Genomic DNA, 22,986 nt, shown 5'->3' on the forward strand with positions numbered 1-22,986 from the left:
GAAAGAATCTGTATTACACCGGGCGCTGCTTCAGGACAGCGTCAATGATGCCGTATTCCTGGGCTTCATCGGCGCCCATGAAGTTGTCGCGATCGGTGTCTTTTTCCAGGCGCTCCAGCGGCTGGCCGGTGTGATGCGCCAGCAAGCTGTTGAGCTGCCCCTTGATCTTGAGAATTTCCTTGGCGTGGATTTCGATATCCGAAGCCTGGCCCTGGAAGCCGCCCAGCGGCTGGTGAATCATCACCCGGGCATTAGGCAGTGCATGACGCTTGCCAGCGGCACCGGCGGCCAGCAGGAAGGCGCCCATGCTGGCAGCCTGGCCCACACACATGGTTGACACATCCGGCTTGATGAACTGCATGGTGTCATAGATGGACATGCCGGCAGTCACCGAGCCACCCGGGCTGTTGATATACAGGTGAATGTCCTTGTCCGGGTTTTCGGATTCCAGGAACAGCAGCTGGGCCACGATCAGGTTGGCCATGTGGTCTTCCACCTGGCCGATCATGAAGATCACCCGCTCTTTGAGCAGGCGGGAATAGATATCAAATGAACGCTCACCACGGGCGGTCTGTTCAATCACCACCGGCACCAGGCCCAGATTGGTCGGATCCTTGATCAGCTGGTTCATTTCCGGGGTCATGGATTGAATACGGCTCAAGTCGATCATGCAGCGCTTTCCTTCTCGTCGATCGTCCGCGGACGCTCTTCTATGTATAGGTGCGTAAGTGCGTGGTTTCACACCGCCGCTTCGGCCCTCTCCTGATGCTGCTATGGGGCCCTGGCAGGCGCAAAACAAGGCGTTCAGGAAAATTAACTCTTCCAGCATCTTATGACGGCACCACAGGGGCGTCTATAAAAGTGGCCACAGGAGGGGTTCAAGTGCGCAATTCTTGGCCAAATTGTGCATTTATAGGTCAATTCAGGCAGAAAACCATGCAAAAACGGCGTCTGAAGAGTGAAAAAGTGGCTCAATGGGGGGCTAAACCGGGCTGATATGAGTGGCGAGTTACGAGTTTCGAGTTTCGAAAGGCAAAAAAACGGCAGCCTCGGGCTTCGCTTCGCGCTCGTAGCTCGAAGCCAATTTCCGCATGCCCGGGCAAAACGCGCAGCCCGGGTTAACGATAAAAAATAGACCGGTCCGGTTTGACCGCAGGCAACCTGATCCTGGTGTGGGAGTTTGCCTGCAAACGATTCACCCTCGGCAGGGAAAGGCTCGCCTGCAGGCAGGCTCATAAGGTAGAGGGAAACGATGCCTTTGTTGTTTTGCGTGGCGCGTGGCGCGTGATGCGTGAAGCGTGTTGCAGCCGCAGAGCGGCCAAAAAAAGGGGCCCGAAGGCCCCTTTTTTAGCGCAGAGCGCCGGGATCAGGCTTCAGCCTGCTCACGGGGCTTCACGGCGTCCTGGTAGGACATGGTCTTTTCTTCGACCTTGGCGCTGGACAGAACCAGGTCAACCACCTGCTCTTCCAGTACCGCACCTTCGATCTGCTGCAGCTGCTGGGGGTTACCGTACACCCAGTTAACCACTTCTTCCGGCTTCTCGTACTGCTCGGCGATCTCTTCAACACGGGCCTTCACCTTGTCAGCGTCGGCTTTCAGCTCATTCTGATCCAGGATGGCACGGATGATCAGGCCCAGGCGCACGGAACGTTGTGCCTGCTCAGTGAACAGGTCGTCAGGCAGGATGGAGGCGTCGAACTGCTGACCACCACCGAACTGCTGCACCATCTGCTGACGCATGCGCTGCACTTCCTGGCTCACCAGAGCTGCCGGCAGATCGAACTGGTGTAGATCGGCCAGACCTTCCATAACCTGCTCTTTCACCTTGCCGGTGACAGCATTCTTCAGCTCGCGCTCCATGTTCTTGCGCACTTCGGCCTTGAATTTGGCTTCGTCGCCATCTTCAACACCAAAGCCTTTCATGAACTCGGCGTCCACTTCTGGCAGCTGCTTGCCTTCCACCTTGTTGACCTTGATCTGGAAGACCACAGCCTGACCTTTCAGCTCTTCAGAGTGGTACTCCTCCGGGAAGGTCACATTGATGTCTTTCTCTTCGCCGGCCTTCATGCCAACGATGCCGTCTTCAAAGCCCGGAATCATCTGACCGGAACCCAGTTCCAGGTTCTGACCTTCAGCGGTGCCGCCTTCAAAGGCTTCGTCACCCTTGATGCCCTTGTAGTCGATGTTGACGCGATCGCCTTCTTCAGCGGCACGCTCTACTTCTTCGAACTGGGCACGCTGCTGACGCAGGGTTTCGATCATGGTGTCCACGTCTTCGTCGGACACTTCAGCTACCGGCTTCTCAACAGCAACGCCGTCGAAAGCGGCCAGCTCGACTTCCGGATAGATTTCGAAAGTGGCAACGAATTCCAGGTCCTTGCCTGCTTCGTTGGTGGTGGCTTCGAAGCCCGGCATACCGGCCGGCTGCAGTTTTTCCTGCTCCACGGCTTCGATGAAGGCTTCACGCATGACGTCAGCCAGCACTTCGTTACGCACGGCGCTGCCAAAGCGACGCTTCACTTCACCCATGGGCACTTTGCCCGGGCGGAAACCGTCCAGACGGATATTCTTTTTGGCTTCCAGCAGTTTGCTTTCTACTGCAGAGTCCACCTTCTCCGCCGGAACACCCACCGTCAGACGGCGCTCAAGACCTGAAGTCGTTTCAACAGAAACCTGCATAACATCCTCTTTAAAAAGACTTTTTGCTGCTCGCCGCCAGTAACAAAGATGCAGACGGCTCGAATAAGGGCGCAGATTATAATCAAACGCGCCCCGAATGCCTACATAACCCGGCGGCTTAAGGCCGGTATTACGCAGGCCACATACGAAAAAGCCTCCGGGAGGTCCCGGAGGCTTTTCGATACTGCATATGGGGTGACTGAGGGGATTTGAACCCCCGACCACCGGAGTCACAATCCGGGGCTCTACCAACTGAGCTACAGTCACCATAAACTTGTCGCTTTCCTGCCTGGCACGCCTGGCAGGACTCGAACCTGCAACCGACGGCTTAGAAGGCCGTTGCTCTATCCGGTTGAGCTACAGGCGCATTGCAGGTTCCGCTCTATACTGATGGTCGGGGTGGAGGGATTCGAACCCCCGACATCCTGCTCCCAAAGCAGGCGCGCTACCAGGCTGCGCTACACCCCGTGTATCAGTCACGCCAACAGTGCTTGAAAGCGAGGCGCGCATAATACTCGGCACCCCGGGTAGCGTCAACGCACCGGGGAACAAAAAATCCCTAACGCACAGATTTTAAACAACTTGTGGGGATTGCCGCCATTTTGGCAGCCCATATTCGGACAGTTTTTCAATTCCAGGGGAGCACTCCGCCAGGCCCTGATCTGCAATGGCGGCCGCCCGACGCCGGATGCTGGACGCCTGACGGGAAATCCAAAAGCCACCATCAAGGCATAAAATGAAGCTTGTTTTGCGCCCATGGGCCACCCGTGCGAAAATCGCGCGCCCTGATCAACTACTCCATACACGCAGAGAGAGACTCCATGACTGCCCAGATTCTCGATGGCAAGGCCCTGGCCCAGCAGTTCGAAGAAGAGATGCGCCAACGTGTCGAGGCGCTGAAAGCCAAGGCTGACGGCCGCACCCCTATTCTGGCCACCATCCTGGTGGGCGCCGATCCGGCCTCTGCCACCTATGTAAAGATGAAGGGTAATGCCTGTCGCCGTGTGGGCATGGAGTCCGAAGCCATCGAGATGGCTGAGAGCACCACCACGGAAGAACTGCTGGCCAAGATCGACGAACTGAATAACAACCCGGATGTTCACGGCATTCTGCTGCAGCACCCGGTACCTGCCCAGATCGACGAGCGCGCCTGCTTCGATGCCATCAGCCTGGAAAAGGACGTGGACGGCGTCACCTGCCTGGGCTTTGGTCGCATGAGCATGGGCGAAGCCGCCTACGGTTGCGCCACCCCCAAGGGCATCATGCGCCTGCTGGAGCACTACAAGGTGGAAATGGAAGGCAAACACGCTGTGGTAGTAGGCCGAAGCGCCATTCTCGGCAAGCCCATGGCGATGATGCTGCTGGAAGCCAACGCCACTGTCACCATCTGCCATAGCCGCACCCAGAATCTCGCAGACCTGGTGAAACAGGCTGACATCGTGGTGGGCGCCGTTGGTAAACCGGAGTTCATCAAGGCCGACTGGATCAAGGATGGCGCCGTGGTAGTGGATGCCGGCTATCACCCGGAAAAGTGTGGCGATATCGAACTGGGCCCACTGGTCGACCGCGTCGCCGCCTACACCCCGGTCCCCGGCGGTGTCGGCCCCATGACCATCAACACCCTGATCTTCCAGACCCTGCAGTCCGGCGAGAAAGCACTGGGCTAAAAACCCGCCCAGCAAAAAGCCGCGACCAGCAAATGCTGCTCGCGGCTTTTTTGTATGCCGCTCCGCGGCCGCAACACGCTGCACGCCACATGCAAACACGGGGCACCACAATGTGGGAGTTTGCTTGCAAACGAAGCTATTCTTTACCTCGACCAACCCCTCTTCGCCTGCAAGCAAGCTCCCACAGGAGCTAAAAACCATATCGACAAAAAAGGCCGCACCCAAATTCAGGCGCGGCCTCTTCGTTTGCAGCCAACAACCACGCGAAACCGCGCAGCTATTAACTATTCACTGTTAACTATTAACTGCTCTTAATTGTCTTTGGGCCACGACTCACGCAAACCCACAGTCTGGTTAAATACCAGCAGATTATCGCTGCTGTCCTGATCCACACAGAAATACCCTTCACGCTCAAACTGATAACGGGTTTCCGCCAGTACACCACGCAGGCCTGGTTCGACCCAGCAGCCGCTCAGCACTTTCAGGGAATCCGGGTTGATGTTGTCCTGGAACGTCTGCCCTTCTTCCACCTTGCCCGGGTTCGGCACGGTAAACAGACGGTCGTACAGGCGCACCTCACAGGGCAGCCCCTTGCTGGCGCTGACCCAGTGAATCACGCCGCGCAGCTTGCCCTGGCCTTCATCATTTTCCGGGTTCTTGCCAAGAGTATCCGAGTCATAGCTGCAACGGATTTCAATGATCTCGCCACTGTCATCCCTCACCACATCAGTGGCGCGAACCACGTAGCCATAACGCAGACGTACGCGATCCCCCAGCACCAGACGCTTGAACTTCTTGTTGGCCTCTTCGCGGAAGTCTTCCTTATCGATGTAGACCTCCCGGGTCATTGGGACCTGACGGGTACCCATGGTCTCGTTCTGGGGATGTACCGGCGCGGTCAGGGACTCTTCCTTGCCCTCCTCCCAGTTTTCGATCACCAGCTTGAGAGGGTTCATCACACACATGGCCCGGGGAGCATGCTGATTCAGGTCGTCACGGATAGCGGCTTCCAGCATAGCCATATCCACCACCGAATCGGCGCGGCTAACCCCGACAGACTCACAGAAGTGACGGATGGAGGCAGGAGTGTAGCCGCGGCGGCGCAGACCGGAGATGGTCGGCATGCGCGGGTCGTCCCAGCCATCCACGTGACCTTCGTCCACCAGCTGCTTGAGCTTGCGCTTGCTGGTTACGGTGTAGTTCAGGTTGAGGCGGGCAAACTCGTACTGTCGCGGCGTCGCAGCCACGGAGGTGTTCTCTACCACCCAGTCATAGAACGGACGGTGATCCTCGAATTCCAGGGTGCACAGGCTGTGGGTAATGCCTTCAATGGCATCCGACAGCGGGTGGGTAAAATCGTACATGGGGTAGATTACCCACTTGTCACCAGTCTGATGATGCACCTTCTTGCGAATCCGGTAGAGAATCGGGTCGCGCAGATTGATGTTCGGGCTCTGCATGTCGATCTTGGCCCGCAGCACCGCCTCACCCTCTTCCATCTGGTTGGCGCGCATCTTCTCGAACAGCGCCAGGTTTTCCTCAACGCTGCGCTCGCGATACGGGCTTTCCTTGCCAGGGGTAGTGAAGTTACCCCGGTATTCGGCAATCTGCTCCGGGCTCAGGCTGTCCACATAGGCCAGGCCCTTGTTGATCAGCTCCACAGCCAGCTCATAGAGACGGTCAAAGTAGTTGCTGGCAAAGCGCACCTCACCGGCCCACTCGAAACCGAGCCATTCCACATCCCGCTGGATGGACTGAATGTACTCGTCCTCTTCCTTCTCCGGGTTGGTGTCATCAAAGCGCAGGTTGCAGGCGCCCTTGTAGCTCTCGGCAATGCCGAAATTCAGACAAATGGATTTGGCATGGCCAATATGCAGGTAGCCATTGGGCTCCGGCGGGAAACGGGTCACCACCTGACCGTCATTTTTGCCCTCTGAGAGGTCGCGATCGATGATCTGTCTGATAAAATTGCTGGGCGCTTTGGTTTCGCTCATTGCCTTCGCCGGATACAGTGAAAATAAAGGTGCGCTAGTGTACAGTGCAGCCCCCTTCAGTCAAAGACTACGGGCCTGCACATCGGCAATTTCCGCCATGGCTTACAAGCTCGACCAGTGGAGAAAAACCCAATGAAAGTGGTGCTGAATACAACCTACGGCAAAATCACCCTGCAACTGGACGCAGAAAAAGCGCCTGTTACCACCGAAAACTTCGTGCAATACGTCAAGGAAGGTCATTTTGACGGCACCATCTTCCACCGCGTGATCAGCAACTTCATGATCCAGGGCGGCGGTTTCACCGAAGACATGCAGCAGAAGCCCACCCGGGCGCCGATCCAGAACGAAGCGGGCAACGGCCTGTCCAACAAAGTTGGCACCATCGCCATGGCACGCACCCCGGATCCGCACTCCGCCTCCGCCCAGTTCTTCATCAACGTGGCCGATAACCACTTCCTGGACAAGGAACGCAGCCAGGACGGCTGGGGTTACGCCGTGTTTGGGGAAGTTTCCGACGGCATGGACGTGGTCGAGAAGATCCGTGGCGTGGCCACCGGCAACTCCGGTTTCCACCAAGATGTCCCGGTTGAGCCGGTACTGATCGAATCCGCCGAGCTGATCGAGGAGTAATCCCATGCGTCTTGTCGTTGCCCTGATCGCCCTGCTGCCCGGCCTGCTGCTGGCCAATCCCATGGTCCGTCTGGAAACCACTGCCGGCCCGGTCACCGTGGAACTGTTCGAAGACCAGGCCCCGAAGACCGTTGCCAACTTCCTCCAGTATGTGGACAGCGGCTTCTATGATGGCACCCTGTTTCACCGCGTGATCCAGGGCTTCATGATCCAGGGCGGCGGCTTCGACAAGGACGGCCAGCGCAAGGCCACCCAGGCACCGATCCAGAACGAAGCGGACAACGGCCTGAGTAATCGCCGTGGCACCCTCGCCATGGCCCGCACGGGTAACCCTCACTCAGCCACCGCCCAATTCTTCATCAATCTGGTGGACAACCGCAATCTGGACTTCAGCGGCAAGAACCAGCGCGGCTGGGGTTACGCGGTGTTTGGCAAGGTCACCGACGGCATGGCTGTAGTCGATAACATCGCTCGCGAGCGCACCACCAGCCAGCGCCTTAGCGGCATGATGGCCCGCGACGTGCCGGCCGTACCAATCCTGATTACCAAGGCCTACCGCCTCGGTGAGGAAAACGAAGAACAGGAAGCGCAATAATCACCATGGCGTACTCCCTGTTCATTTCTGATCTGCACCTGGATCCGGAACGCCCCGAGCATCTCGAGGCCCTGAAAGCCTTGCTGGCACAACACGCCGGCAAGGCAGATGCCCTGTATGTCTTGGGGGATCTGTTTGAAGCCTGGATCGGCGACGACGATGATACCCCGTTCAACCGGGAGGCCATCAGTGCCTTCCGCCAGTTCGCCGACAGCGGTAGCAAGCTGTACTTCATGCATGGCAACCGAGACTTTCTCCTTGGCGAAGACTTTGCGACTGCCTGCGGAGGCTCCCTGCTGGATGAGGGTACTGTCGTAGACCTGTATGGCACAACGGCCCAGCTGATGCATGGCGACAGCCTGTGTACCCTGGACACCGAATACCAGCAGTTCCGCGCCATGGCCCGTAGCCCCCAGTGGCAACAGGGCATGCTGTCCCAGCCACTGGAGCAACGTCGCATGATCGCCCAGGGCATGCGCATGCAAAGCCAGGGCAATAATGCCAACAAGGCCGAGAACATCATGGATGTGACCCCGGAAGAAGTGGCCAAGTCCATGGAAACCGCCGGCGTTCAGCACCTCATCCACGGCCACACCCACCGCCCCGACGTCCACGACATCGCCCTGTCTGACGGTACCGGAAAACGCTGGGTGTTGGGGGATTGGGGGAAGCTTGGGTGGCAGATTGTGGCGGATAGTGAGCGGGGGTTGAGGTTGGAGAGCTTTGCGATTAGTTAACAGTGAATAGTGAACAGTTAACAGCGTCGCGAGACAGGTTGTTTTGATCTTTAACGCATGAGGCCGCGCCCATACCCTGGACGCGGCCTCATGCGTTTATGAACATCCCGCGCTGAACGCGCGCTGTTCACTGTTAACTGTTAACTGTTAACTGTTCACTGCCTCGGAACGCCGGAATGAAACCGAAACTCCTCATCCGGCGATTCGATCAGTTCCTGCTCTGCGTCCTTGAAGAACGCCACCCGCTCCTCGATGGGCTCGCCGGCGTATTGCTCGGCCAGGCGCAGGTAGTCTTCGTAGTGGCGGGATTCGCTTTTCAGCAGGTAGCGGTAGTAGCGGCCCAGTTCTTCGTCCACGTGGGGTGCCAGGGCGGCGAAGCGTTCGCAGCTTCTTGCTTCGATCAGGGCGCCGACGATCAGAGTGTCCACCAGACGGCCCGGCTCGGTGGTGCGCACATGCTTTCTCAGCCCCTGGGCATAGCGCGCCGGTGACAGGTGATCATAGGTCACCCCCCGCTCACGCATGATCTGGATCACTTGCTCGAAGTGCAGCAACTCCTCACGAGCCAGCTGGCTCAGCGCATCCAGCAGATCGGGACGATCCACATAGCGGAACATCAGGTTCAGCGCGGTACTGGCCGCCTTCTTTTCACAGTGGGCGTGGTCAATCAGCAGAATTTCCGGATGCTGCAGCGCCCAGTCGATCCAGGCTTGCGGCGTGGGGCAAGGAAGAAACTGCTGAATGTGGGTAATGTCGTGCATGGCATCCTCATGGTCGGCGCGCATTATAGCGGTCACCGGCCCTGCCAGCATCCCGGAACTTTTGGCTTTTCTGCATTCGGCATCTGGCGTCCAGACTCTGGCGCTTTATACTCCCCGCCATGGGAAGAAAAACCAATCCACGTATTCAGACTTTCAAGGGTCACTTGGCCGTATTCATGTTACGGCTGCTTGGCTGCCTGCCCTTTGTCGTCAATCGCTGGCTGGCCACCCTGCTTGGTCATCTTGTCGCCGCGCTCCCGTCACAGGCCCGCCGGGTATCCGAGGTCAACCTGGCGCTGTGCTATCCGGATATGCCTGAAGGAGAGCGGCGCAGACTGGCACGCACCTCAATAGTAGAAGGCATCAAGAACACCTTTGAGATTGCCCTGTTCTGGTCACGACCTCAGTCCGGCATGCAACGCATTGTCAGCATTGATGGCGGCGACGCGCTCAAGGCCACAGTGGATGCTGGCAACCCGGTGATGATCCTGGCGCCACATCTGGGCTGTTGGGAAGTGCTTAATTTCTGGCTGGCAGACCGCTATGACTTGCACGTGATGTTCGCCCCTTCCGGGTTGCCGGAAGTGGACGAGCTGGTCAAGCAGGGCCGCGAGCATTTCGGTTCCACCATGTATCCGACCACCGCTCGCGGTGTTGCCGGGCTGGTACGCGCCATGCGCAAGGGCGCCATGACGGCCATTCTGCCGGATCAGGTCCCGGACCGCCGCAGTGGTCGCCATGCAGATTTTTATGGCCACCCCGCCTATACAGGTACGCTTGCCTGCAAATTGATCCAGCAGACCAATGCCCGGCCTTTTATGGCTTGGGCGCGGCGCCTGCCAGGCACCCAGGGCTTCGAGCTACGCTTCCGCCCGGCCAGTGAAGCCATTGCCGATGCCGACCTGGACATTTCCCTGCAGGCCCTGAACCGATCCATCGAGGACCTGATCAACGAAGGCCCGGAACAGTACCTGTGGAGCTACAAACGCTTCCGCCGACCACCTGCCGGTGTACGTGCCCCATATTGAGTTGGCAGAAACTTACCGCAAGTGATTATGAGTATTCACCCCATGAATGGCCGCGACCGTCGTTTCGCTTAACAGTTGATGCCGAATCGGCTATACTCCGCGCGCAATTCCAACCCCCAGTTACACCCTAAATCGCTGATTTCCAAAAGAATTCAGCAGGATTCGTAACAGAGAGACGAGCAAGAGGGAAACGCTGTGCTAGAAGCCTATCGCAAACATGTTGAAGAGCGCGCCGCTGAAGGTGTGCCGCCCAAGCCGCTGAACGAGCAGCAGGTCGCTGACCTGGTTGAGCTGCTCAAGAACCCGCCGGCTGGTGAAGAAGAATTCATTCAGGACCTGTTCGTAAACCGCGTTCCGCCGGGCGTGGACCAGGCTGCTTATGTAAAGGCAGCATTCCTGACCGCGATTGTAAAAGGCGAAGCCACCTCTCCCCTGATCGACAAGAAGCGTGCTGTGCAGCTGCTGGGCACCATGCAGGGCGGCTACAACGTTGCTCCTCTGGTCGATGCACTGGACGACGCCGAGCTGGTTGACGAAGCTGCCGAGCAGCTCAAGCACACCCTGCTGGTATTCGATGCGTTCCACGATGTGGAAGACAAGATGAAAGCCGGCAACGCCAAGGCCAAGGAAGTGATCGAGTCCTGGGCTGAAGCCGAGTGGTTCACCCAGCGTGCCGACCTGGCCGAGAAAATGTCCCTGACCGTATTCAAGGTCACCGGCGAAACCAACACCGACGACCTGTCTCCTGCACAGGACGCCTGGAGCCGCCCGGACATCCCGGTGCACGCCAACGCTATGCTGAAGAACAGCCGTGACGGCATCTTCCCTGAGAAAGATGGTGAAATCGGTCCGCTGAAGCAGATGGAAGAACTGAAGGCCAAGGGCCTGCCGGTTGCCTACGTGGGCGATGTTGTCGGTACCGGTTCTTCCCGTAAATCTGCTACCAACTCCGTGCTGTGGCACTTCGGTGACGACATCCCGTTCGTACCGAACAAGCGTGCTGGCGGTGTTTGTATCGGTGGCAAGATTGCTCCGATCTTCTTCAACACCATGGAAGATTCCGGCGCCCTGCCTTTCGAGTGCGATGTTTCCAAAATGGAAACCGGCGACCAGATCGACGTATTCCCGTTCGCGGGCAAGGTCGAAAAGAACGGCGAAGTGATCGCTGAGTTCGACCTGCGTTCCCAGGTACTGCTGGACGAAGTTCGTGCTGGCGGCCGTATCAACCTGATCATTGGCCGTGGCCTGACCACCAAGGCTCGCGAAGCGCTGGGTCTGGAGCCGAGCACCCTGTTCCGCAAGCCCGAGCAGCCCAACGACACCGGCAAGGGCTACTCCCTGGCCCAGAAGATGGTCGGCAAGGCCTGTGGCATGGAAGGCGTCCGTCCGGGCACCTACTGCGAGCCGAAGATGACCACCGTGGGTTCCCAGGACACCACTGGCCCGATGACCCGTGACGAGCTGAAAGATCTGGCCTGTCTGGGCTTCCAGGCTGACCTGGTAATGCAGTCTTTCTGTCACACCGCCGCTTACCCGAAGCCGGTTGACGTTGAAACCCAGCACACCCTGCCCGACTTCATCATGAACCGTGGCGGTGTTTCCCTGCGTCCGGGCGACGGCATCATCCACTCCTGGCTGAACCGTATGCTGCTGCCTGATACCGTGGGCACCGGTGGTGACTCCCACACCCGTTTCCCCATGGGCATCTCCTTCCCGGCTGGTTCCGGTCTGGTGGCGTTTGCTGCTGCCACCGGCGTTATGCCGCTGGACATGCCGGAATCCGTACTGGTTCGCTTCACTGGCAAGCGCCAGCCGGGCATCACCCTGCGTGACCTGGTACACGCCATCCCGATGCAAGCCATCAAGGAAGGCCACCTGACCGTCGCCAAGGCGGGCAAGGTTAACGTCTTCAACGGCCGCATCCTGGAAATCGAAGGTCTGGAAGAGCTGACCGTTGAGCAGGCATTTGAGCTGTCTGATGCGTCCGCCGAGCGTTCTGCTGCTGGCTGTACCATCACCCTCTCCGAAGAGAGCGTGGCCGAGTACCTGAAGTCCAACATCACCATGCTGAAGTGGATGATCGCCAACGGTTACGGCGATGCCCGTACCATTGAGCGTCGTATCAACGGCATGGAAGAGTGGCTGGCCAACCCGAGCCTGATGCGTGCTGACGCCGATGCCGAGTACCACACCGTCATCGAAATCAACATGGACGAGATCCATGAGCCGGTACTGTGCTGCCCGAACGATCCGGACGATGCCAAGACCCTGTCCGACGTGGCTGGCGCCAAGATCGACGAAGTGTTCATCGGTTCCTGTATGACCAACATCGGTCACTTCCGCGCTGCCGGTAAACTCCTGCAGAAAGTGGAAAGCGGCACCATGCCGACCCGTCTGTGGCTGGCTCCGCCGACCAAGATGGATCAGCATCAGCTGACCGAAGAAGGCTACTACAACATCTTCGGCAGCGCCGGTGCGCGCACCGAGATGCCGGGCTGCTCCTTGTGCATGGGTAACCAGGCTCGCATCGCGCCGAAGTCCACTGCGGTATCCACCTCCACCCGTAACTTCCCGAACCGTCTGGGTCAGGGTGCGGATGTGTACCTGGCGTCTGCCGAGCTGGCGTCTGTGGCTTCCATCATCGGTAAACTGCCGACCAAGGAAGAGTACATGGAATACGCGAACACCATCGATTCCATGTCTGCAGACATCTACCGCTACCTGAACTTCGACAAGCTGCCGGAGTACCAGGAAGTGGCAGACTCCGTGAAGATCCCGGTTGCCCAGTCTGTCTAAGACGCGGCAATCGCTTCACCACAAAAAAGCCCGGCTTATGCCGGGCTTTTTTGTGTCTGGCCCTTCAATTATTCAGAAAACCAAAATCAACCCACATGAAATGAAACCCGTTCAATTCTCATATACAATCATTTGACTAATAAAAAAGACGACAGGAAGTCATAGCTCCATGCCCATTCTTTATCGCTTATTCACTCTCATCTTATTGGCCACCAGCTTGAACGCATATGCTGAGGATATTGATGGAGATGGCATTGATAGCCTGGTGGACATCAATGATCGAGTAAGCCGGTATCATGTGTCTGTAGGTGGCTCTCACTCCTGTGCCCTTGATGATAATGGTGTTCACTGCTGGGGAGGGAACAATTACGGGCAAGCAGAGGTTCCGGAACTGAGCAACCCAATCCAGGTCTCTGCAGGCGGCAGCTTCACTTGCGCAATTGATGACTCGGGAGTGAAGTGTTGGGGCCGAAATGATAATGGTCAACTCACCCCCTCTCCGGGAATGGAAGGGATACGCCAAGTTTCAGCGGGATCCAGACATGCCTGTGCACTTCACGATTCAGGAGTGTCTTGTTGGGGCTATTCAGGAGACGGCCAGCTTACACCTCCTCCCTTGATCAACCCAATCATGGTAAGTGCTGGAGCCTATAACACCTGTGCCCTTGATGATGAAGGTATGAAATGCTGGGGGGACAGCGGCGGAGCTCAGTCCCCCGCACTGATCGACTATTTGACCGGTATTTCAAGTATCGCCACAGGTAGAAATCACACCTGCGCTCTGCATGATGTGGGCATCAATTGTTGGGGCAGTAACAGTAACGGACAGTCATCGATCCCCTCTGAGATGAGACCATATTCAGAAACAAACCCTCGACTACTTGCAACCGGGGCTTATCAAACCTGCGCGACTGATGACAACGGAACAAAATGTTGGGGCAGAACCGGGTGGACGGAAACACTTGCCCCTGCTCCCAATCTTGAATGGCCAAACAGTCTCAGTGCCGGTATTTATCATGCTTGCGCCCTCGACAGTGGGAATATCGAGTGCTGGGGCTCGGGACGGAACTCTGTGCTGGGTGGTCATGTACTTCACTCCCAGGAATTACCTCATACCTTCGATATTGGCAGGTTGGATCTGTTTTGTTCCCTTACATCAAACGGGGTCAGCTGTAGAGGGCTTTCAGATGCTGGACAAACGGAAGTCCCTACGCTTGCCAACCCTACAGAGTTGGCGACAGGGGAAAACTTTGCCTGTGCGGTAGATAATGAAGGACTTGAATGCTGGGGAAGTAACTCCGATGGAAGAAGCACCCCTCCTTCAGTATCAAACCCCAGCAAGTTGGTGACCTCTGCCCAAAGTGCCTGTGTTCTCGATGCAGGTACGCCTGTTTGCTGGGGAAGCGATTCATTCGGTCTGACTTCAACCCCCACCCTCAATAACATGCAGGGCATTACCCTGGGGTCGCTTATCGCCTGTACATGGGACGCCACAGAAGTTCACTGCTGGGGGCGCAATGCGGAAGGCTTTAGCGTGCAGAGCCTTTCCAACACGAGGTCAGTTGCAGCTGGAAACAATCGAGTTTGTGCATTAAGCGATGAAGGGGTGACTTGCTGGAACAGCAGCAGTTCATTCTCTCCTGATTTAATTAACCCAACAATGGTTACCGCTGGATCAGGACATCACTGCTCCATTGATGATGGGGGCGTCAAATGCTGGGGGAGCAATACCTACGGACAAATCACTGTCCCCGAACTGTCAACGCCCTATGAAGTTCAGGCCTTTGGTAATTATACATGCGCACTTGATGATGATGGAGCCAAGTGCTGGGGAAGGATCAGTGATGACAAACTAGATATCATTCCCGAACTCAGAAACCCTCGAAAACTTTCAGTAAAAGAAGGCACCGCCTGTGTTGTCACAGACGAAGGTTTACGATGCTGGGGGCGATTTGCACAAATTCAGGCTTTTGCTGAATTGGCACCTTCTTTCCAGGACGCGGACGGAGATCGAATTCCGGATGAATACGACTCATCACCCTATGACCCCACAGCAGGAGGGACCCTTAATGCAAATACAGGTGGTCCATATTCCATCTCTCAGGGAGCACTCCTGACTATTGATAGCTCTTTATCTTCAACTGATACACAAGGTGTCCTGGTCGAGAGCTGGCTCTGGGACAAGGACGATTCAGACGGCATTAATTTTTCCTCACCAGATGCAACGGGGAAATCTGCAACGGTGACTTATAGTCTTCCGGGCGACTATGTACTGTCATTGAGAGTAGAAGACAGCCTAGGACGGCGAAATACAGCATCCACTCTGGTAAATGTTTTGGCTGACTCAGACGGTGATGAAGTACCGGATGAGCAAGACGATTACCCGGCTCTTTCCTCAGCGAGCACCGATGCCGACGGCGACGGATTCCCGGATGACTGTACAAGTAATCAAGAGTGCCTCGAAGATGGCCTGACACCAGATCCGTCATTGGATGACTTTGATAATGACGGGATCCCGACGGCAGAAGACAGCAACGACAACCTGGATACAGCCCCCCCTTCTGTCATCGCTGCTGGAGACATCAGCCTGGTCGCCAGTGGTGAGATAACTTTGGTCGACCTGTTGCAGGAAAGCACTCCCTACGCCTCAGATTTCCCCAATACCGTTCTTACGGTTCTGCCTAAAACGGAAGAAAACAACACCTCCGTTGAATTCGAATCAGGGCAACATCAGATTGAATGGTGCGCTATCGACGCTGCCGGAAACGAAGGCTGCGATACCCAAATTGTCGAAATAACGCCTTTGGTAAGTTTTACCAACGTAAGCCAAATAGCCGCTGAGGGTGAGGTGGTTAATGTTGAGGTTCGCTTGAGCGGCAACCCAACACAATATCCTGTCAAGATTCCATTGCGCTTCAACGAAACCCTGAGCAGTGCTGACAATCCAGGTGACCATGATGCCAACAGTCAGGTGGTCATTATTTTTGAAGACGACCCACTTGATGCACTGGATGCGAATACGGCGAACTTGCAGTTCAACACCGTGGACGACGGAGTAACAGGTGAAATTGATGAAAAAGTCGTACTGGAACTTGTAGCAGAGTTAGACGGTGGCTCGCTCGAAGACAAACTCAGTGGCGCAGCCCTTGGTCCTCAGATCGATCTAACCCATATCGTGACCATCACGGAAGAGAACGTTCCACCTACGGTTGAGATCATCAGTGAGGAACAAATTTCACTGTCGGAATCGTCTGCCATCGCCACAGCCCTGATTGATGACCCTAACAACCATCCCAGCTACTTCATTTCCTGGTATCTGGATGGCGAACTTATCGCTAGTGGTACAGATTTATTGCAGGTCATCTATGAATTGGGCGAAATTAGCGAAGGTGAGCATACGCTTCGCGTCACCGTCCTTGATACTGGCTCACCGCCTAAACAAGGCGAGGATGAAACCGTCATTAGCTATAAAAAGCCTTCTCAATCCGGCGGCAGCAGCTCTTCTTCTAGTGGTGGAGGAAGTGGCGGTAGCATCACATTGATGCTGCTCGTCTCTCTGGCTGTGCTTCAATTACACGGGCGGCAACGCCCACGAACTGAGCCCTGAGCAAAGGGGGGGGGCTGCGTGCAATCGGATACAAATACAGGTATCTGGGCCCAGATTCTATTGCACGCAAGCCTCACACAAGTCAGACCCGTTCCAGTTTAACGAGGGCACTCCTCAACCGCTCAGGAATCGGCACTGGCCTCCCCGTTTCACGGTTTACAAACACGTGCACCACAAAGCCGGTCGCCTTGGCCGGGCCGGTTTCGCCGAACAGGGCCAGACCGTAACGCACCGAGCTTGAGCCCAACTTGTCCACCTTCATGCCGATGGTCAGCTTGTCCGGGTAGGCAGCCGCTTCCAGGTAGTCACACCCGGAGCTGACTACATAGGCGATGTGTTCGCCATCGTGGATATCCAGGCCGCCCTCATCAATCAGATAACGGTTAATGGTGGAATCGAAATAGCTGTAATAGACCACATTATTGATGTGGCCGTAGATATCGTTATCGCGCCAACGGGTGTCCACCGGACACAGGTAGCCATACTCTTCGCGCTCGGGACGCGGGGCCTTCTCACTCATGTTTTATACTCTTTAAAACACAGCCTTGTAGATAGCGAGGGCATCAGCCTCGGTCACTTCGCGGGGATTATTCACCAGCAGTCGCTGCTGCAACATGGCATCGGAAGCCAGCGTCTCCAGGCTCTCCTCCGTGACACCTGCGTCACGAAGGCGAGTGGGCAACCCCACCTCCTCGATCAGCTTTTCCAGTGCGGCAATCAATATCCCTGCCCCATCTTCATGATCAGCAAACAGACGATTACTGAGGATCGGTGCCAGCTGCGCGTAAAGCGGAGCCGCCTCGCGGACGTTGAAACGCATCACCTCCGGCAGCACCAGTGAGTTGCTCAACCCGTGGGGGATATGGAAATGCCCGCCCAGCGGATACGCCAGTGCATGAACGGCAGCTACCGGGGCGTTGGCAAACGCCTGGCCGGCCATCATGGCACCGAGCAGACAGGCTTCACGGGCAGCCAGATTACTGCCGTCCTTCACAGCAGTGACCAGATTGCCGCCCAGCAAGCGCAGGGCCTCACGGGCGAGCATGTCGGAATACGGGTTTTTCTTGTGGGCACTGGTGTAGGCCTCGATGGCATGGACCATGGCGTCCACCCCCGTGGCCGCCGTCACATGAGGCGGCAGCCCCAAGGTCAGTTCCGCATCCAGCACCGCCAGATCCGGCAGCAAAGAAGGCGCGACGACACCGGCCTTGGTCGTTTCACCGGTGGTGACGATCGCCACCGGGGTCACTTCAGAGCCTGTACCAGCAGTGGTGGGAACCTGCACCAGAGGCAACCGCGGCCCGGTCGCCAGTCCGACGCCGTAAATATCTGCAAGGCTCTGGCTGGCTTGGGGATGGGACAGCAACGCCACCAATTTGGCTACGTCCATGGAAGAACCACCACCAAAGCCAATCACCAGATCCGCACCGGCGTTGGCGGCCTGTTCGGCAGCCTCAAGCACAATCCGGTCGGCCGGGTCAGCGCTGACCTGATCGTAAATCGTCAGCGGCATTGCGGCGCTCCGGAAGCTCTCTTCCACCGGGCCAAGCAGAGGGGTACTGCGAATACCGGGATCCGTCACCAACATCACATGGCTGGCACCCAGATCCTGACACAGTTGCGGGAGTCGACCCGCGGCTCCGGCTTCTACCAGCACACGGTGAGTGGTGGCAAATTCAAAACCTGACATGCAGCAATCTCCAAGGTCTTTAACCCTTCGATGCTACCACAGCGTCAGGAGACAAATGACGCCATGCGGGATGCCTTTTGAGACAAATGCAGAGGTGAAATCAGAAGCGGGTGACGAGTATCGAGTGACGAAAAGGGATAAAAAACGCGCCATAAGACGCGTTTTCTTTTCGACCGGCTGGAGATCAACTGATGAAGTAGTTGCTGGCGTTCTCGTTGATCTGGTCACTGACGTATTTGGCCAGCGCATGGACGGTCCATTGAATCGGCGCGCTGATGGATTCCGGAATCAGGCTGGAATCCGCCACAAACAGTCCAGGCGTATCATGCAGTTCCCCATTGGGCGCTACCACCGACTGATAGGGGTCCGCCCCCATACGGCAGGTGCCGTGGGGCGAAAAGCTGTTGGAGCGGAAGGTATATAGACCCTTGATACCGTAATCCACCTTGTCCATCTTCTCATCCAGCTCAAATACGGAGTTGGCTTCGAGACTCTGGAAGGTAGGCAAATACACCTTCTCTGCCCCGCCGGAAAAGAAGATCCTGGCTGCCAGCGCTGCGGAGGCCTTCATGTTTTCAAACTCTTCCCGGCTGGGATTGAAGTGAATAGTCTTGTCACCGGTCCAGGGATCCCCCTCCCACTGAACATATCCATTGCCGAGATCCTTACTGAAAGCGTTCACCCCGGCGTAATACTTGTAGTCTTTCATGAAGTCGATATGGGCCTTGCCGGCTTTCATGTCACCCTGTGCCAACAGGGATTCAGGCTCGGCCAACCCGGAATAGATGGTGTAGCCATTGCTGTGGATGAATTCGTCCACCTGCACGCCAACCAGGGCACCGCGGAAGCCATACAGGGGCTCCTTGAACTTGCCCAGCACCTGGGTAAAAGGCTGAATGGCCAGATTGCGGCCCAGCTGGCCACTGCGATCCGGGACCTGACTGCGCTGCAGGATAAGGGGGGTATGAATGGCGCCGGCAGCCATGACCACCATATCTGCATCCACCTGCATATCTGCCACATGGGCACCGCTGTCCGGGTCTACGACCCGGGCCTCAAGACCACGGGCACGACCATCCCGGGTCTTCACCCGGATCACCTCGGTATCAGAGAAAATTCGCGCCCCATAGGCCGCAGCCCAAGGCAGATGCGTCACCAGCGAACTCATCTTCCGGTCCGAAGGACAGCCGGCAAGACAGTGGCCGGTGAGCGCGCATTGTTTGACATTTCGCTGCGCTGGCTTCCAGGAGAATTTCATCTTCTCGCAGCCCTGGATCACCTTGTGGGCACAGGCGTTGATCTCATGGGCTTCATTGGTGTGGATCTGCAATTCATCCGCCACCTTGTCCAGATAGGGACGGAAATTCTCTGCTGACAATCCGTCCAGACCGTATTTCTCGGCCCAGCCATCCAGCACCTTGTCGCCGGGTTCTTCCATGACACAAGCACCCACCACGGTGGAACCTCCAACACAGGCGCCCTGAATGAAGATGATATCGGCGGTGGTATTCACCTGGCCCACCTGATCCTGATAGATCTTGGTCATGGTGTCGCCAAGGTGCTCTGAGAACCTGGCGCTGGGATGATAGCGTCCGGCTTCCAGCACCAGCACATCGCGACCGGCCTTGGCCATTTCGTAGGCCACCATGGAACCGGCGGCACCGGAGCCCACCACCACCACATCGGTTTTCAGAGTGAATTTCTTGCCGAGACTAGGGTCCAGCGCCACATCTTTGGCCTGGGTCACCGGCACACCATCCCGCTGTACACGAACAAATGCCATATATCCCCCTGTCAGGCTCGCGGCAGTGGTGCGTTGCCGAGTCGACGAACACCCCAGGTTTCGGTGACCGGGCCATGGTACTCAAGACCCGGCCAGGTGCGTTCATCACGCCAGTAATTCAACGCGATCAAGGCCTTGAGTGTGGTCATCAGGCCGCGTTCGAAGAAAGCCCCTTCCTGCATGGCATTGACGTACGCCAGCGCCTTTTCATCGTTGAGGGAGGTGAACTGCCTGAATTTGAAGCTCATCATGGGACGGTTGTTGAAAACCCAGATCCCCAGCCCGAGCAGATCGCGGGTCTGTTTCGGCATCCGCTGTGCCATGTTGTCGATATTTCTGACAGTGGGAACGACGGTGGTACTGGAAGGAAGCCCGAACTGCTCGGTGGGCAGCATGACTTCGGTGAGACGCGTGATTACATCGATCTCATCTTGCTTGAGGCTGTAGTATTCCAGCGTTTCAGGCGCATCCTTGCGTCCGAACATGCTGGCACAGCCGCTGGTGAGCGCAGCGCTGGCAAGTACGGTTGTGCGCAGAAAGCCACGACGGCTAAGGGGCTCTAGACCGGCCATATAGCCGGGCAGGGGCGCACGGTGGTTATTCTTCATCAACACCCTCTCCTGGGCAGGCCAATGCGGCCCTTGTTGTTATTGGTGGAGATATGACACCGAGTCTATAACAAACCGTAACAAACACCAAAGCCCTCAGTGGCGCGCAAGACAGGGGCTGTCGTCAGTTGGGTAACTCCTTGTAAACAGAAAAGGGCGGCCCAGCGGCCGCCCTGCTCTCCCGTCCATTATCTTGCTGCCGGGCTAACTCATATGACGGGCGATACGGGTCGCCAGGGCATACACCGTGATTTGCGGATTAACGATGATCGAGGTCGGCAACAGGCTGGCATCTGCCACATAGAGCCCGGGCACATCATGGGTTTCACCATTGGCCTTGACCACACTGGTATCCGGATCTGCGCCCATGTGACAGGTCCCCTGGGGGTGATAGCTGACCATGCGCAGATGCTGTGGCTGGTTCTCCAGTGAATCGACCTGCTCGTCAATATCCGCCTCCGAGCGAATCACCCGCTTGTCACTGGCAGGCACATACACCTCGCTGGCTCCGGATGCCAGATGAAGCCGGGCGGCAGCCTTGATTGCCCGCTTCATGGAGGGAAAATCCGCATCGCTAAGCTGGTAATTGATGGCCTTGCGCTCACCATCCCATTCGATGGCGCCCACGTTGTGGTCATGGATCAGGGTCACCAGACCGGCCAGATAGCGCGCATCCGCCATATAGTCCATGAACGGCTTGCCGGTACCCGGTTCGGCCAGCATGGTCATTTCCACCAGGCCAAAGCCGCCATCCTCGAGCACAAAGCCGCCCTTGTCCGGGTGCATGAATTCGTCCACATGCACGCCCAGCATGGCACCACGCCAGGGATGAATCGGTTGCGGGTAGCGCCCTGCCACCAATAGCGACGGATGGCAGGCAAAGTTTTTGCCGACCTGGCCCGAGCGATTGGCCAGCCCGCTTTTCTGCAGCAGCACTGGTGTCTGCACCGCACCAGCGGCAAGCACCACACGCGGTGCCTTGACTGTCATGGTGGCCACCACACTGCCATCCTGCCGGGTGACAACGGCTTCCACCCCGCTGGCTTCACCATCCACAGTGAGGATTTTTTCTACACGGGTATCTGCATAGATTTTGGCACCGTAGGCTTGGGCCCAGGGCAGATAGGTAACCAGCATGGATTGCTTGCGCTCGGTCTTGCAGCCGGACAGACAGTGGCCGGTCAATCCACACTGGCGGATATTTCTACGCAACGGTTTGACCGACCAGCCCAGCTTGTTGGCCCCCTGGCGGATCACCTGCCCATGGCGGGCAATCTCGTGTTCGCCGTTGTCGTGAACAGACAGATTCTGTTCCACTTCATCAAAATAGGGAGCCAGCTCCTCGGCAGTCAGTTCACTGAGGCCGAAATCGCGCTGCCAGTCCTCAAGGATGAAATCCGGGGTACGGAAGCAGACACAGCCATTGACCACCGTTGAACCGCCGACACAGGCGCCCTGCAGCACCAGCAAATCGCCGCTGCTGTTCGCCTGGCCGCCCTGGTCCTGATACAGGGTATGCAGACTTTCAGTGAAATCTTCCGTGAATGCCTGGGAGGGCACATAAGGACCCGCTTCCAGCACGATGACCCGCTTCCCCTGGCGGGCCAGTTCATAGGCACTGACCGCACCGCCGGCCCCGGAGCCGACAACGACCACATCCGCCTCAAGGGCAAGGTGACTTTCCGTCACGTCAGACGCCTGATGCACCTGCAGACCACTGGGCTGTAATTTAACCTGATTCATGCCTGCTCCTGACCGGATTCGAGGGAGGGTTGCTGCGGTAATGGGGCGTTCCCCAGATAAGCCAGGCCCCACTTTTCGCTGACCGGACCATCGAACTCGGTGGGCGGCCAGGTGGCCGGCTCCTGCCAGTAACCGCTATAGACCAGCTGTTTGATCACAGTAGTCAAGGTACGCTGCAGTACACTGCCCTCGCCCCAGCGGTCAAATAACTCACGGGCCTTGCCCGGCTCCAGATCCACAAACCGGCAACCATGGCTGAACACCACCACGTTATCGAACAGGGATAGACCAGCGCCCAGCTCCTTGCGGGTGGGCGCATCCAGATAATCCAGAATCTGTTGAACGTTCTGCACCACCGGCACGGTGCTGCTGTCGATGAGGTTGGTACCTTCCACCGGTAACAGCACGGCACGCGCGTGTTCAAACAGGTGGTATTCAGAAGCAGACAGACCGGTCGCCCAGTCAGGGGGGGCAATCTCGTCGCGGGGGGAACGGCGTAACAGGGCGAAGCTCCCCGCGGCAACCGCCGTCACCGCGGCCACGCCACCCAGCCCCCATTTGAGAAATTGTCGCCGGGCCATGCCCCGCTGCCAGATCTTGCTGATCTGTGTTGCCTGCAACTGGCTGTTCATCGCCATTCCTTAACCTGAAATCGTGAAATTCAAGC

17 protein-coding genes and 3 tRNA genes are annotated in these 22,986 nt (G+C 57.2%); 7 read left to right on the top strand and 13 right to left on the bottom strand.

Annotated features, from left to right (window positions below; all coding sequences use genetic code 11):
- Positions 1–13 precede the first annotated feature (13 nt).
- The 5 genes from clpP to MWU49_RS02865 form a co-directional block, all read right to left on the bottom strand.
- Entirely contained in the window at positions 14–670 is a 657-nt protein-coding gene (gene clpP, locus MWU49_RS02845; protein ID WP_281502016.1) for an ATP-dependent Clp endopeptidase proteolytic subunit ClpP, read from the bottom strand.
- Positions 671–1,366: 696 nt separating this feature from the next.
- Complete coding sequence (gene tig / locus MWU49_RS02850; protein WP_246967830.1) at positions 1,367–2,680, bottom strand: trigger factor; 1,314 nt, start codon at positions 2,678–2,680, stop codon at positions 1,367–1,369.
- A gap of 191 nt (positions 2,681–2,871) precedes the next feature.
- Positions 2,872–2,947, bottom strand: a tRNA-His gene (locus MWU49_RS02855).
- Between the two features lie 23 nt (positions 2,948–2,970).
- Positions 2,971–3,047, bottom strand: a tRNA-Arg gene (locus MWU49_RS02860).
- A 24-nt stretch (positions 3,048–3,071) separates the two neighbouring features.
- Positions 3,072–3,148 (bottom strand) — tRNA-Pro (locus MWU49_RS02865).
- Positions 3,149–3,501: 353 nt separating this feature from the next.
- Here MWU49_RS02865 and folD point away from each other — a divergent pair.
- Complete coding sequence (gene folD / locus MWU49_RS02870) at positions 3,502–4,347, top strand: bifunctional methylenetetrahydrofolate dehydrogenase/methenyltetrahydrofolate cyclohydrolase FolD (protein ID WP_246967832.1); 846 nt, start codon at positions 3,502–3,504, stop codon at positions 4,345–4,347.
- 311 nt (positions 4,348–4,658) lie between these two features.
- Here the strand turns inward: folD and MWU49_RS02875 are convergent, their stop codons facing one another.
- A complete protein-coding gene (locus MWU49_RS02875) occupies positions 4,659–6,341 on the bottom strand; it encodes a glutamine--tRNA ligase/YqeY domain fusion protein (RefSeq protein WP_246967835.1) in 1,683 nt (560 codons plus the stop codon).
- A gap of 132 nt (positions 6,342–6,473) precedes the next feature.
- Here MWU49_RS02875 and MWU49_RS02880 point away from each other — a divergent pair, with 132 nt between their 5' ends.
- The 3 genes from MWU49_RS02880 to MWU49_RS02890 are packed head-to-tail and all read left to right on the top strand — an operon-like array spanning position 6,474 to position 8,303.
- Positions 6,474–6,971: a peptidylprolyl isomerase gene (locus tag MWU49_RS02880; protein ID WP_246967838.1), complete on the top strand. Its 498-nt coding sequence runs from the start codon at positions 6,474–6,476 to the stop codon at positions 6,969–6,971.
- A 4-nt stretch (positions 6,972–6,975) separates the two neighbouring features.
- Positions 6,976–7,566 carry a peptidylprolyl isomerase gene (locus MWU49_RS02885; RefSeq protein WP_246967841.1) on the top strand — a complete coding sequence of 197 codons (591 nt, stop codon included), beginning with the start codon at positions 6,976–6,978 and terminating at the stop codon, positions 7,564–7,566.
- A 5-nt stretch (positions 7,567–7,571) separates the two neighbouring features.
- A complete protein-coding gene (locus MWU49_RS02890) occupies positions 7,572–8,303 on the top strand; it encodes a UDP-2,3-diacylglucosamine diphosphatase (protein ID WP_246967843.1) in 732 nt (243 codons plus the stop codon).
- A 155-nt stretch (positions 8,304–8,458) separates the two neighbouring features.
- Here MWU49_RS02890 and MWU49_RS02895 read toward each other — a convergent pair whose 3' ends face one another.
- Positions 8,459–9,064 carry a tRNA-(ms[2]io[6]A)-hydroxylase gene (locus tag MWU49_RS02895; RefSeq protein WP_246968080.1) on the bottom strand — a complete coding sequence of 202 codons (606 nt, stop codon included), beginning with the start codon at positions 9,062–9,064 and terminating at the stop codon, positions 8,459–8,461.
- A gap of 164 nt (positions 9,065–9,228) precedes the next feature.
- Here MWU49_RS02895 and MWU49_RS02900 point away from each other — a divergent pair, with 164 nt between their 5' ends.
- The 3 genes from MWU49_RS02900 (at position 9,229) to MWU49_RS02910 (ending at position 16,495) form a co-directional block, all read left to right on the top strand.
- Positions 9,229–10,092, top strand: a complete 864-nt coding sequence (locus MWU49_RS02900) for a lysophospholipid acyltransferase family protein (RefSeq protein WP_246967845.1) — start codon at positions 9,229–9,231, stop codon at positions 10,090–10,092.
- A 195-nt stretch (positions 10,093–10,287) separates the two neighbouring features.
- Positions 10,288–12,888 (top strand): bifunctional aconitate hydratase 2/2-methylisocitrate dehydratase, encoded by a 2,601-nt coding sequence (gene acnB / locus MWU49_RS02905; RefSeq protein ID WP_246967847.1) that lies wholly within the window; start codon positions 10,288–10,290, stop codon positions 12,886–12,888.
- Positions 12,889–13,057: 169 nt separating this feature from the next.
- The gene (locus tag MWU49_RS02910) at positions 13,058–16,495 is read left to right on the top strand and encodes a hypothetical protein (protein ID WP_246967849.1); all 3,438 of its coding nucleotides are present in this window, start codon (positions 13,058–13,060) and stop codon (positions 16,493–16,495) included.
- Positions 16,496–16,577: 82 nt separating this feature from the next.
- On the opposite strand, the gene MWU49_RS02915 is transcribed toward MWU49_RS02910, so the two are convergent.
- The 6 genes from MWU49_RS02915 to MWU49_RS02940 all read right to left on the bottom strand — a co-directional run bounded on the left by MWU49_RS02915 (position 16,578) and on the right by MWU49_RS02940 (position 22,951).
- Positions 16,578–17,015 (bottom strand): thioesterase family protein, encoded by a 438-nt coding sequence (locus MWU49_RS02915; protein WP_246967851.1) that lies wholly within the window; start codon positions 17,013–17,015, stop codon positions 16,578–16,580.
- 12 nt (positions 17,016–17,027) lie between these two features.
- Positions 17,028–18,185, bottom strand: coding sequence for an iron-containing alcohol dehydrogenase (locus tag MWU49_RS02920; RefSeq protein ID WP_246967854.1), 1,158 nt, complete (start codon positions 18,183–18,185; stop codon positions 17,028–17,030).
- 184 nt (positions 18,186–18,369) lie between these two features.
- Entirely contained in the window at positions 18,370–19,968 is a 1,599-nt protein-coding gene (locus MWU49_RS02925; protein ID WP_246967856.1) for a GMC family oxidoreductase, read from the bottom strand.
- An 11-nt stretch (positions 19,969–19,979) separates the two neighbouring features.
- On the bottom strand, positions 19,980–20,576 hold the full coding sequence (locus tag MWU49_RS02930; protein ID WP_246967858.1) for a transcriptional initiation protein Tat: 597 nt from the start codon (positions 20,574–20,576) through the stop codon (positions 19,980–19,982).
- A gap of 204 nt (positions 20,577–20,780) precedes the next feature.
- Positions 20,781–22,319 (bottom strand): GMC family oxidoreductase, encoded by a 1,539-nt coding sequence (locus tag MWU49_RS02935; RefSeq protein WP_246967860.1) that lies wholly within the window; start codon positions 22,317–22,319, stop codon positions 20,781–20,783.
- Entirely contained in the window at positions 22,316–22,951 is a 636-nt protein-coding gene (locus MWU49_RS02940; RefSeq protein WP_246967862.1) for a hypothetical protein, read from the bottom strand. Before MWU49_RS02940 ends, MWU49_RS02935 begins: the two co-directional genes overlap by 4 nt.
- Between the last annotated feature and the right edge of the window lie 35 nt (positions 22,952–22,986).

Source organism: Alcanivorax sp. S6407, from assembly GCF_023016115.1.
In the GTDB taxonomy this organism is placed as follows: domain Bacteria; phylum Pseudomonadota; class Gammaproteobacteria; order Pseudomonadales; family Alcanivoracaceae; genus Alcanivorax.